Origin of the sequence: Enterococcus sp. AN402 (assembly GCF_040719405.1) — a bacterium.
In the GTDB taxonomy this organism is placed as follows: domain Bacteria; phylum Bacillota; class Bacilli; order Lactobacillales; family Enterococcaceae; genus Enterococcus; species Enterococcus faecalis.
On record NZ_JBFDTM010000004.1, the window covers coordinates 1,211,265 to 1,223,888 of the forward strand.

At 37.7% G+C, this 12,624-nt stretch carries 12 protein-coding genes; 11 read left to right on the plus strand and 1 reads right to left on the minus strand.

Going from position 1 to position 12,624, the window contains the following annotated elements; genetic code table 11:
• Positions 1-49: 49 nt before the first annotated feature.
• Positions 50-715, plus strand: coding sequence for an ECF transporter S component (locus AB1I62_RS07250; RefSeq protein WP_002382314.1), 666 nt, complete (start codon positions 50-52; stop codon positions 713-715).
• Between the two features lie 255 nt (positions 716-970).
• On the plus strand, positions 971-2,302 hold the full coding sequence (locus AB1I62_RS07255; RefSeq protein WP_164978376.1) for a zinc ribbon domain-containing protein: 1,332 nt from the start codon (positions 971-973) through the stop codon (positions 2,300-2,302).
• 22 nt (positions 2,303-2,324) lie between these two features.
• On the opposite strand, the gene AB1I62_RS07260 is transcribed toward AB1I62_RS07255, so the two are convergent.
• Entirely contained in the window at positions 2,325-2,543 is a 219-nt protein-coding gene (locus tag AB1I62_RS07260) for a ferredoxin (protein WP_002357617.1), read from the minus strand.
• 35 nt (positions 2,544-2,578) lie between these two features.
• Here AB1I62_RS07260 and AB1I62_RS07265 point away from each other — a divergent pair, with 35 nt between their 5' ends.
• From AB1I62_RS07265 to AB1I62_RS07305, 9 genes are all read left to right on the plus strand, one after another.
• Positions 2,579-3,613 (plus strand): helix-turn-helix domain-containing protein, encoded by a 1,035-nt coding sequence (locus tag AB1I62_RS07265; RefSeq protein WP_048737216.1) that lies wholly within the window; start codon positions 2,579-2,581, stop codon positions 3,611-3,613.
• On the plus strand, positions 3,614-5,056 hold the full coding sequence (locus tag AB1I62_RS07270) for an ATP-dependent DNA helicase RecQ (protein ID WP_016618860.1): 1,443 nt from the start codon (positions 3,614-3,616) through the stop codon (positions 5,054-5,056).
• Positions 5,057-5,131: 75 nt separating this feature from the next.
• Complete coding sequence (locus AB1I62_RS07275; protein ID WP_048737213.1) at positions 5,132-5,758, plus strand: LysM domain-containing protein; 627 nt, start codon at positions 5,132-5,134, stop codon at positions 5,756-5,758.
• Positions 5,759-5,994: 236 nt separating this feature from the next.
• A complete protein-coding gene (gene cmk / locus AB1I62_RS07280) occupies positions 5,995-6,675 on the plus strand; it encodes a (d)CMP kinase (RefSeq protein ID WP_002357612.1) in 681 nt (226 codons plus the stop codon).
• A 113-nt stretch (positions 6,676-6,788) separates the two neighbouring features.
• Positions 6,789-8,000 (plus strand): 30S ribosomal protein S1, encoded by a 1,212-nt coding sequence (rpsA, locus tag AB1I62_RS07285; protein WP_002360341.1) that lies wholly within the window; start codon positions 6,789-6,791, stop codon positions 7,998-8,000.
• Positions 8,001-8,173: 173 nt separating this feature from the next.
• Positions 8,174-9,484 (plus strand): ribosome biogenesis GTPase Der, encoded by a 1,311-nt coding sequence (der, locus tag AB1I62_RS07290; protein ID WP_002360340.1) that lies wholly within the window; start codon positions 8,174-8,176, stop codon positions 9,482-9,484.
• A 247-nt stretch (positions 9,485-9,731) separates the two neighbouring features.
• A complete protein-coding gene (locus tag AB1I62_RS07295; RefSeq protein WP_002357604.1) occupies positions 9,732-10,007 on the plus strand; it encodes an HU family DNA-binding protein in 276 nt (91 codons plus the stop codon).
• Between the two features lie 306 nt (positions 10,008-10,313).
• Positions 10,314-11,354: a hypothetical protein gene (locus AB1I62_RS07300; protein ID WP_129234943.1), complete on the plus strand. Its 1,041-nt coding sequence runs from the start codon at positions 10,314-10,316 to the stop codon at positions 11,352-11,354.
• A gap of 9 nt (positions 11,355-11,363) precedes the next feature.
• The gene (locus AB1I62_RS07305) at positions 11,364-12,620 is read left to right on the plus strand and encodes a tetratricopeptide repeat protein (protein WP_048737208.1); all 1,257 of its coding nucleotides are present in this window, start codon (positions 11,364-11,366) and stop codon (positions 12,618-12,620) included.
• Positions 12,621-12,624: the final 4 nt, after the last annotated feature.

Here is a 12,624-nt window from a genome sequence, read left to right on the forward strand (position 1 = left end):
CAGATAATCCTACTCTATTTTTCCCTGCAGAAAAATAGGGTTTTTTTGTATGACAAAGAAGCGAATCAAAAAGTTCGTTGAAGATGGGTCCTTAATTGGAGGATTTCAGATGAACAACAAGGTACAAAAAATGGTCAGCATTGCAATGTTGGCTGCAATCGGTACAGTATTACAATTTGTGGCATTTCCGATTATGCCGGCGTTTAGTTTTTTGAAAATCGATTTTAGTGATATTCCGATTCTACTCGGAATGTTCTTGTACGGACCGTTAGCAGGAGTAATTACTGCTTTTGTTCGTTCGTTGCTACACCTGTTCTTAACCGGACTAGCACCGCAAAATATGGTGGGAGATTTCGCTAGCTTTTTAGCAAGTAGTATCTTCACCTTGCCAATTTTTTATTTCTTTGGTAAAAAGAAAAATATCCGTACAAATCGGATAGTGGGCTTAGTAAGTGGGATCTTAGCCTTGACAATTTTCATGAGTATTGCGAATTATTTTGTCATTACACCCATTTACTTACAATTATATGGTGTGACCACACAACAATTTTTAGGAACATCTTTAGCAAGCTATGTGGCGATTGGTATTGTGCCATTCAACCTTATTAAAGGCCTCTTAGTCAGTGGTGTTTTTCTAGTACTACATGCGAAGTTATTGCCATGGCTATCAAAAAAACAACATACTATTCAGAAAAAAACACCGTTAACAAAATAAATGATAAAAAACCTGCTGTTGAACAATGTTTGACAGTGGGTTTTTAAAATTTACGCCTAAAAGAAAAGAGGTTGTCATAATCTGTCATCATTCTGTTAAAAAATACTAAACCATCTGCATTGTAATTTTAACTTTCCCTTGGTATGATAGAAATCATCAAAGAAAGAGGAGTTTTCCTGAGTGAAAAAGTGTAAAAATTGTCGTCACGTGAATCGTGATACGGAGTCCTTTTGTGAAGAATGCGGCGCTCCGCTAATGAATGAATCAATGCATCAAGAGGAAAACCAAGCACAACCATCAATGAATAAAGGGAACGAATCTACTCCTCTCAGATCAAAAAGAAGCTGGATCTGGGTGTTTCTTTTTGTGTTCATCGTTCTTGGAGCGGGTAGCTATTTTCTCGGGACGCATTATTTTTCTAAGGAACAACAAATTTCTCATTTTATTGAAGCGATTGAGAATGGTGATGCCCAAGAATTAAGTAAAAAAATGAGGACGAACGAGTCTGAATTTCAAGTGAATCCGCAAAGCATTAAGCCTTTAATCACTTATTATCAAAAAAATTCAACTGAGCTAAAAAAATTAGAAAAAGCGCTATTAAAGGATAAAAAGCTACATGGTTTAACTATTCGTGAAACAAGTCAAACAGCATTTTTCTTTCACCGTTATCAATTCATTTTAACGCCTGTTTCTGTTCAGTTAACGACGAATCAGCGCGGTGTGACGCTGGCAATGAACGGGCGGGAAGTGGGCACTTCCGACTCAACCACTTATCAAAAAGAATTGGGACCCTTAGCGCCAGGACAATATACCTTTACAGCCACAGTGAAAGATAGCACCGGCGAACCTGTTATCACAGAAGAGTATCGTTTATTAGAAGAGGAAAATTATATTTCTAGTATTCCTTTAGATTTTAAACGAATGAATTTTGTTGTGGAGAGCAATCTGCCAGACGCAGATATTTATATTAATGATCGGAAAGTTGGTACGCTAACGAATGGAAGCAAAACGATTGGCCCTTTGTTCTGGTCCAAAGGGATGACGATTCAACTTAAAAAGACGATTAATGGAGAAGAAATTCAAACATCAAAAGAAACGATTGGTGAAAATGATTTTGTCGAAGCGCTCTCCGATAATCCAACGCTACAATTGAATTTTCCGTTAGCTAGCGACTATGATGCCCGCAAAGCGCTAGAAACCTTTTATCAAGCATTTGCCAAACAAGTGAAAAGTCATACGGATAGTACAGAATTTGCTAAAAAATATCTCGTTGGTGGGGAAAATAATCCTCAATTTCCTTCTTTTATAGAAGCACTTGAACGATTACGTGAAAAGAAATCGACCGATGTTTCACCAGATTTTGAAGTAACCATTAATACACTACAATTGGATGGTAAAGAAAATTACCATGTCAATTATTATTTAGAAGCTAAAAATTCTAAAGCAAAAGAAAATGGTCTTCGTTATGAATGGATCAATGGCCTAAATGATCAAATTCATTTAGTCAAAGAACCGCTAAAAGAAGGACAATTACAGTTTGTTTCGATAGATGAACAAACACTTGCTTGGCTCGAAAAAATACTCTAAGCAAAAATGAGTGCTAAATTATTTAGCACTCATTTTTGCTTATTTCTATTGCACGCGTGGGACATTTGCGGTACGCTTTTAACACATTCTCGCGTTCGTTTTCTGGAATAAATTGTTGTCGAGCATGCGGCTCGTCTTTAAAAAGGACAATCCCATGATCATCATAATCAAATATATTGGGCGCATAAACTTGACAAAGTCCACAAGCAATACATTTTTCAGGAACTAAACGTGATTGCATAAACAGTGACACATCCTATCTAAAAGAGGTTTACTATGGAAGCAACTTTTATTTTAGCGTTATTATCTCATGGATACAAGGTACGTGCATCAACTTTGTATCATCTTTTAAAAGGCAAACGGACTAGCTCTGTTTTGATTTATGGTTTTTTATATGATTGTTTACGGTTCATTGGCTGGTGGCCAACGATTTCCGAACAAGCCTTTTTTCAATTTCTTGAAAAACTTTCGAAGGCGAAACAAATTCAGTATCACAAAGAGACAAATGAGATTCAACTAACAAAAGAAGGGCAACTATTTTTAAAGGAGCACCATTTTTCGTTGCTGGATTATCCTGCAATTGATCTTTATCGTTTTGGCAGAAGTGATCGAGAAAGTTGGCAACTCATTCAATTTGCCGTGCAAGTGACTTCGTATTTATCATTTGAGGAAAAACAGTATATTCCACTTTTATCAACACCGATTCCGCAACTATATTTGAAACGATGGTTACAACAAGACAAGAAAGAGCAGCGCATTCAATCAATCAAAGAAGAACTGTTGCGAGGGTTTGAGTTACTACCTGAAGCAGAAAGCGACTATTTGGTTGCGCAACTTTCTGGTTATCAGCAAACTGGCAAAGTTCCTCAGCAATTAACAAGCCATAAGACAGTTCTTGAACAGCGTTTATGGCATACGCAAGCGGTTCATCATTTACTGCAGTTGATAATGTACGGAGGAAACTATCCTGCTTTACAAACGCTTGTATGGCCGTATCTAGAAAAAAATCTAAACCAAAGTATGCAAGAAACTCAACGATTGTTAACGGAAGGTAAGACACTTCAAGAAATTGCTGAGCAGCGAAAAATAAAACTGAGTACCATTCATGATCATCTATTAGAGTTGGCTATTCAAGGGCAGCTGCAGGCGTCTGTTTATCTTGAAAAGGAGGCAATGCTCCAAAAATTGGCTCAAATAGAACAAGATCCGCGGTTGTGGGTGTATCGGGATTGGCGAGCGCAAGAAGAGACGCTTTCTTATTTAGATTTCCGCTTATATCAAATCCAACAAATTTGGCAAGAAAAGGAGTGAGTGTTGTTGACATTAGAACAAGAATTATTCACTCGATTTGGTTATGCAGCGTTTAAGCCTGGTCAAAAAGAAGTGATTACAAACTTACTTGACGGTATGAATACATTGGCTGTTTTGCCAACAGGCACCGGTAAATCATTGTGTTATCAATTTGTGGGCCAGAAGTTAGAGGGACTAACGGTAATTGTTTCTCCTTTACTTTCGTTAATGGAAGATCAGGTGCGTCAATTACAAAGACAAGGAATTAAAGGTGCGGTTGCCTTAAACAGTACGTTACAATATTCAGAAAAGCGTTATATTTTAGCGAAAATGTTCCAATACGATTATCTGTTTTTAAGCCCAGAAATGCTTTTGCAGCAAGAAGTACTTAGTGTGTTACAACGCCAAAAAATTGCATTATTTGTGGTGGATGAAGCCCATTGTGTTTATCAGTGGGGCGTCGATTTTCGCCCTGAATATAGTAAATTAGATCTGGTCCAAAAACAGCTAGACTTTCCTTTGACCTTGGCGTTAACTGCCACGGCGACACCCGTTGTACAGCACGCAATTATAAAACAATTATTTTCTCATGGTAGCTATCAAGAAGTTCTTTCTTCAGTGAATCGAAAAAATATTGGCTTGTTCGTGAAGGAAACGTCAGAAAAAGAAGAAGTGTTACTAGATTACTTATCTAAAACGGCTGGTAAAATCATTATCTATTGCGCCACGCGCAACAAAACAGAACAAATTAGTCAACTTATTCAGGCGAAAACCAGTTTTAAGGTGGCCTATTATCATGGGGGCTTGGAGGCTAGTGAACGTAGTCGCTTGCAAGAACAATTTATTGATAATCAAATCGATATTCTTTGTGCAACGAATGCTTTTGGGATGGGAATCGACAAACCTGATGTTCGTGGAGTGATTCATTTTGATTTGCCTGATAGCTTAGAAAATTACCTGCAGGAAATCGGGCGAGCTGGACGTGATGGTCAAAAAAGTTGGGCGCTATTATTGTATAAAAAAGGGGATGAATTTATTCATCGGTTTTTCTTAGAAGAGACAAGAGCGAATCGAGCGACCTTAAAATCGCTGATTGAAGGAGAAGAACAAGCAGGTTTGTTAGAAAATGCCACCGAGTTACAACAAAAATGGGTTCAAGGCTATTTAGCCAAGGATTATTCTTTTGAAGAGCTAGAGCATCGTTTAGAGGAGAAAGAAAAAGATCGTCAAGCGCAATTAAGAGGGATGCTGACGTATATTGAAACCACAACCTGTCGAAGAACGTTGATTCAAACCTATTTTCAAGAACCAATTGTAAAACAATCACCGGAAACTTGTTGTGATAATTGTGCGTTATTCTTTGACATTTACCAAGATTCAATAGTAAAATCGAACAAGACCAGCAATCAAAATGAAGAAGATTGGCGTTCTAAATTTCTAAAATTATTTAAAGAACGTGATTAATTCATTTTTTTAGTCGGCAGTTGGCAAAAGCTATGATATAATAACAAGCGAGAGAAGTTTAGGAGGAAATTAGCAGTGAGTAAAAAGGACAAAAAGAAAAAACAAGCTCGTGAGCCATGGGAACAATCAATTTATGAACCTGATCAAAATGGTGGTGGTTCTCGTTTAGCAAAACGCCAACAGCAACGAGGAAATTCATTATTTCTAACTGTTTTAGTTATTTTGCTATTATTAATTATTGCCATTCCAATTGGGACTTTCTTATGGATGATGCAAGACAAGAAACCGAACGAAAGTGCTAGTAAAAATAGCCAGCCATCTTCTTCATTAGTCCAATCATCATCAAAAGAGAAGAAAAAAGAAAGTACGTCAAAATCAGTGGAAAGCTCAGAACCAGCAAGCAGCCAACCAGCTGAAAATACAACACCTTCAAGTTCTGATGCTGCTGCACAGCAACAACAGGACCAACAAGCACAACAACAGCAACAGCAACAACAAGAGCAGCAACAACAACAAGAAGCTCAAAATCAACAACAGCAACAAGCGCAGAACCAACAACCTGTTTATGATACCGTTCAAAGTGGCGAAGGGGCACGTCAAGTTGCCGAACGTAACGGAATGACATTAGAACAAATTTTAGCGTTAAATCCTGGGATTGATACATCTGTGTTTTATCCAGGACAACCATTACGTATTAAATAATCCAGAAAAAGAGGTTTGGACAGCACTTTCAAGGGCTAAACCGCGACGGATGATTACATGAGAATGCCAATAAGCAGAAATTTCCGAAAGATGGTTTGCGTCTTTCGAGGGATTTCGGCTTATTGCTTTTTCGTTAGAAACTCGTCATCAGTTTAAATCCAAGTTCTTTTCTTCTGATTTTAATATAAAAGAAGAAGCGCATTTTAAAGGATGCATATCAGTTAAGGAGTTTTTTCATGGGGAAAATCAGTATTGCTATTGACGGACCAGCTTCGTCAGGCAAAAGTACAGTTGCAAAAATTTTAGCAAAACAATTGAATTATGTGTATTGTGACACGGGGGCCATGTACCGAGCGATTACGTATTTGGCCTTGCAAAATCAAATCGACATTCAAGCGGAAGAACCATTAGTAGCGCTTTGTGTCAACCACACTATTTCTTTTCAGCAAGCAGAGAATGGCCAACGTGTTTTTATCGACGGTCATGAAGTGACCGAAGCGATTCGCCAGCCAGATGTAACGAATGCTGTTTCAGCTGTTTCAAAACATGCAAAAGTTAGAGAAGAAATGGTGGCGTTACAACAGAAAATTGGTCAAGCTGGCGGAGTTGTCATGGATGGTCGAGATATTGGTACTGCAGTTCTACCAAAGGCCGAAGTAAAGATATTCTTGGTGGCTAGCGTTGAAGAACGTGCAGAACGTCGTTTTAAAGAAAATCAAGAAAAAGGGATTGAGACGGATTTTGAAACTTTGAAGGCGGAGATTGAACGTCGGGATTATTTAGATTCAACCAGAGAAGTATCACCCCTTGTCCAAGCAAGTGATGCTGTGAAAATCGATACAACAGGGTTGACGATTGAAGAAGTCGTCGCCGCCATACAAAATGTGATTAAACAAAAAGGTTTTGAACTTTTTTAAAGAATTTTAAGAAAAATAGAAGAAATCGCTTTATTTTTTTACAAAAATCTCGTACTATGTAAGTATATATAGCTAAGTTTTGGAATTTTTGTTGGCATAGGAGGATAAGAGGCATGACAGATTTTGAAGACAAACAAGTAGCAAACAACGAAACAATGGAAGATGCAATGAACAGCGTTCAAGAAGTCAGTGTTGGCGATATTGTTAAAGGCGAAGTTTTAGCCATTGAAGACAAACAAGTTGTTGTCGGCATTGAAGGAGCGGGCGTTGAAGGCGTTGTTCCTGCAAAGGAATTATCGACTTTACCAGTTGAAGATGTACACGAACTTGTGAAAGTCGGTGATGTGTTAGATTTAGTTGTTATCACATCAATTGGCAAAGATAAAGAAAACGGCAGTTATTTACTGTCAAAACGCCGTTTAGATGCTAAAAAAGTTTGGGAAGAAATTGAACAAGATTTCCAAGCGGGCAAAGTAATCGAAGCACCTGTTACAAATGTTGTTAAAGGTGGTTTGGTTGTTGATGTTGGTGTTCGCGGATTTGTTCCTGCCTCAATGGTTGAAGATCATTTTGTTGCAGATTTTTCTGAATATAAAGGTCAAACACTAGCATTTAAAATTATTGAAATCGAACCTTCAGAAAACCGCTTAATTCTTTCACATAAAGCAGTTGTTGAAGCTGAAAAAGAATCGAAAAAAGAAGAATTACTTTCTTCTTTACATGACGGAGACGTTGTTGAAGGGAAAGTAGCTCGTTTAACAGATTTCGGCGCATTCATTGATTTAGGTGGCGTGGATGGTTTAGTTCATGTTTCTGAAATTGCTCATCAGCATGTGGGCAAACCAAGTGATGCGTTAACTGTTGGCGAAGACGTTCAAGTAAAAATTCTTTCAATTAATCCAGAAGAAGGACGTATTTCTTTATCCATTAAAGAAACATTGCCTGGACCATGGACAGATATCGAAACAAAAGCAGCCGCTGGGACTGTTTTAGATGGCACAGTAAAACGCCTAACAAGCTTCGGTGCCTTTGTGGAAGTTTTCCCTGGTGTGGAAGGATTAGTGCATATTTCTCAAATTTCTCACAAGCATATTGCAACGCCTCATGAAGTCCTTCATGAAGGGGATCAAGTACAAGTGAAAGTTTTAGAAGTTAATCCAGAGGAACATCGTATTGCTTTAAGTATCAAAGCGTTAGAACCAAAACCTGAGTCTCAAGAAGAACCAAAAGAAGAACAGGAATATGAATTGCCTGAAGAAAATACTGGCTTTACCATGGGCGATATTTTAGGTGACGCTTTATCTGATGCGAAAGAAGAGGAATAACCCGTTACTTTCTTGAAATTTATGAGTTTGACATAGCCGTAAACAGATCGGCTATGTCAAACTCATTTTTTCTTGAATTGGTTAGAAAATCAGCAGAAACTAAAACTTTTCTTGCACTTTAAGGTTTGATTAGGTAAACTAGTAAGGATTGAAATTCTCAAGGAGGGAATCAAATGGCAAATCCAACTATTGCGATTGTCGGTAGACCGAATGTCGGTAAATCGACTATTTTTAACCGCATTGCCGGTGAGCGTATCTCGATTGTAGAAGATACTCCTGGCGTAACACGCGACCGTATTTATACAACTGGAGAATGGTTAGGGCGTGAATTTAGTATTATTGATACCGGTGGGATTGATTTAGGTGACGAACCATTTATGGACCAAATCAAACACCAAGCAGAAATTGCGATTGATGAAGCAGATGTGATTATCTTTGTTGCTAGTGGCCGTGAAGGAATTACTGATGCAGATGAGTTAGTAGCAAAAATTTTATATCGTAGTAATAAACCAGTGATCTTAGCTGTTAATAAAGTTGACAATCCTGAAATGCGTAATGATATTTATGAATTTTATGCTTTAGGACTAGGGGATCCTTTCCCAGTTTCTGGTAGTCATGGTTTAGGCATTGGCGATGTGTTAGACGAAGCAGTTAAACATTTTCCTAACACTTCAGAAGAAGAGGACGAAGATACAATTAAATTTAGTTTAATCGGGCGTCCAAATGTCGGTAAATCATCATTGATTAATGCTATTCTTGGTGAAGATCGCGTGATTGTTTCAGATATTGAAGGAACAACGCGAGATGCAATCGATACGTATTTTGAATCTGAAGAAGGTCAAAAGTTCTTAATGATTGATACAGCTGGTATGCGTAAACGTGGAAAAGTATACGAATCAACTGAAAAATATAGCGTCATGCGCGCAATGCGGGCGATTGAACGCTCAGACATTGTTTTAATGGTCTTGAATGCAGAAGAAGGTATTCGTGAGCAAGACAAGCGTGTGGCGGGCTATGCCCATGAAGCAGGTCGCGGTATTATTATCGTGGTCAACAAATGGGATACAGTCAAAAAAGATACAAATACAATGCGTGATTTTGAAGCGGAAATTCGTGATGAATTCCAATATTTAGATTATGCACCCATTATTTTTGTGTCTGCATTAACCAAACAACGTTTAAACAAACTGCCTGAACTAATTGAAACAGTAAGTATGAATCAAAACTTACGGATTCCTTCAGCGTTGTTAAATGACGTTATAATGGATGCTGTAGCAATTAATCCGACACCAACTGATAAAGGAAAACGTTTGAAGATTTTTTATGCAACACAAGTGGCAGTCAAACCACCTACATTTGTTATTTTTGTCAACGAAGAAGAACTAATGCACTTTTCTTATGCCCGGTTTTTAGAAAATCAAATCAGAAAAGCATTTACGTTTGAGGGCACGCCGATTAAAATCATTCCGCGACGCCGAAAATAGTGCATTCTACCATACTTTTTTTAGATATTCAAATAAATTTATCAACTTTGAGAAAAAATGATTATTTTTTGAAAAAACTGGTTAAAATACACTAAAAACCTTGCTATTACAACTTTCTTATGCTATCTTGTTAACAGAATATTGAACCAGATCAATATTTGCTGTCTGTTTTTGGACCACTCAAAAATAGACGGAACTTTAGGTGTGTAAAAACATCGTATCTCTTATAGAGGAGGTGAAATGATCCATGGCAAATAAAGCAGAATTAATCGAAAACGTTGCATCTTCAACTGGTTTAACTAAAAAAGATGCTACTGCAGCAGTAGACGCTGTCTTTTCAACAATTCAAGAAACTCTTGCTAAAGGTGAAAAAGTTCAATTAATCGGTTTTGGTAACTTTGAAGTTCGCGAACGCGCAGCTCGTAAAGGACGTAACCCACAAACTGGACAAGAAATTCAAATCGCTGCAAGCAAAGTACCTGCATTCAAACCAGGTAAAGCATTGAAAGATGCAGTGAAATAAGACAGACAATTAGAACCCTTGGTTTCCAAGGGTTCTTTTTTGAATCATACATAAAAAATGTTATTTTAAGAGGTGGTCGAAACAGTACGCTAAAAGGCTAAATTGTAACGAACCTTGGGTGAGAAAAACGTGCTTCGCTCCGAGAATCAAGCGGGAACGGTTCGACACTCGCTCCTTGCTTTTTTGATAAAAAGAGAAAGATTTATGAATGAAGGACAAAAATAAGTTGTTGCCAGTAGCTGTTTTTTAGTGGTTATGCTAGACTTGGGGTGAAGGAAGAGGAAACAGTCTTAAGGTGGTGAATCAATGAAATACAACTATTCTAGAGGGGAAAACAAGGTCGCTATTATTTATGGAGAAACATTTGCTTCTGTCCTAAAAAAACGACCAGTAACGACGGAGTCAATCGTTGTTTTGGCGAATCAGCGTTACTATGATCTTTTTTCGGAGAAGATTAATTATGCCTTTGGGGAACAGTTGGGATTAAACTGGTATATTTGTCGCAATGATGTTCATTGCAATGACTTATCAGAATTAGAAAGTGTGTTACGTTTCTTAGCTGATTGGCCAGAAAATCAGGATGTTTTATTGATTGGTTTGGGTAATGAAGGGGTACTACAATTAACCGCATTTTTGCACCAAGTAAGTAAGTGTTCCTCCAAATGTTGGCTGATGCCTGTGTCTGTTCAAGCGTTACGCCAAGGACTTTTACCAAGTGTCACAATTCAGCAAGCACAGCATGCAACCATGCATATAGAAAATCATTCAGAAGAAATTTTGTTTGATAGTACCTTGACCAATAAAAAAGGTGCCGCTCCTTTAATTGATTTGCTCGTTTTTATTCGAGCGGGTCTTGTCTGTGATTATGCTTATTTACAAATGCTATACCAAACGTATCCAGATAAAAAACGGTTGAATCAAACGTCATTTAATGGTATTTTAGACGAGTTGTTATCCTTTTATGAACGAGCAGGGGAAAAAGTGGATCAATTTGGCCGAGTTTTTGAAGCGGCCTTTGCTACAACCGAAAATGGCCATTTGTTATCAGGTCCCATGAAACGATTATTGGGATTATTGTTACAAGTTTTATGGAGCCAGCAAGTCAATCACTTTGACTTTCAATTTAAAAATTTTATCGTTTGGTTTATTCGCTTAGGTTTTCCGGTGGCGTTTCCAAAAGAAATTTTAAGTGCTGATTACGCAGAACAAGTCTTGGCTCACACAGAAACACTAGGTCCTCCTATGGTGTTGGAAAAAATCGGTCAACTAGGAGCAACTTTAAAGCCAACGCCCGATCAACTGTTAACAACGATTGAAAGATACCAAGAAATTTTAAAAGAGATTTGAGGGGAAATTATGTCATATAGTGAAAAAATGGTTCAAGCATTACAAGCTGAAAATTTAGCAGAAGCACAGTTAATGTTTGAAGAAGCATTAAAGAAAGATGATGAAAATACCTTAGCTGATTTAGGGGAAACGTTATTATCTTTAGGTTTTCTAGAAGAAGCCAAACAAATTTTCCAACAATTGTTGGAACAATTTCCCGATGCAGATGGCTTAAACATTCCATTAGCAGAAATCGCCATTGAAAATAATGAAATAGATGACGCATTCATCTATTTAGAAAAAATTCCAGAAACTAGTGACAGTTATGTTCAAAGTCTCTTAGTTACTGCGGATTTGTACCAAGTTTTAGGGATTCCAGAAGTCAGTGAAGCGAAATTAAAAGAAGCGGCTAATCTTATGCCAGAAGAGCCGTTAATTCAATTTGCTTTGGGAGAACTATATTTTACAAATGGTCAATTTGTCGAGGCTATCACTCATTATCAAAGCATTGTAGAAAGCGGGACAGCGCAAATCTCTGCTATTTCCTTGAATGAACGCTTAGGAAGTAGTTACAGCATGTTAGGTGATTTTGAAGAAGCGGTTCCTTATTTGGAAGCCGCGGTCAAAGAAGAACAAACAGACGATCGTTTATTCCAGTTAGCTTTCACTTATTTACAGTTACATGAGAATCAAAAAGCCATTGCGTTGTTCCAGCAATTAAAAACACTAAACCCACATTATCAATCGCTTTATCTATATTTAGCGGAAGCGCTCCAAGAAGAAGAGCAATTAGAGGAAGCAAAAGCGGTGATCGAAGAAGGAATTGCGGAAAACCCATTCCAAGTAGAGTTATACCAATTTGCCTCTGAAAATGCCTATCGCTTACACGATATTGCTGGTGCTGAAAACTGGTTGTTAAAAGCTTTGGAATTAGGTGAGAAAACAGATGAAAGTCGTTTGACCTTAAGTAATCTCTACATCACGGAAGAGCGTTTTGAGGAAGTAATTACTATCTTAAATGATTTAGAGGAAACGGATCATCCTTATGCTGAATGGAACTTAGCAAAAGCGTACAACGAATTAGAAGACTTTGCCGTCGCTAAAGTTCATTATGAACAAGCAGCGCAAGAATTGTCTCACGAACCAGAATTTCTAAAAGAATACGCATTGTTCTTACGAGAAGAAGGCGAACTTGAAAAAGCAAAACACTTGTTATACCACTATTTGGAACATGAACCTGGTGATGTCGACATGCAATCTGTGCTAGCAGATATGGAAGAAAGATAGGAAA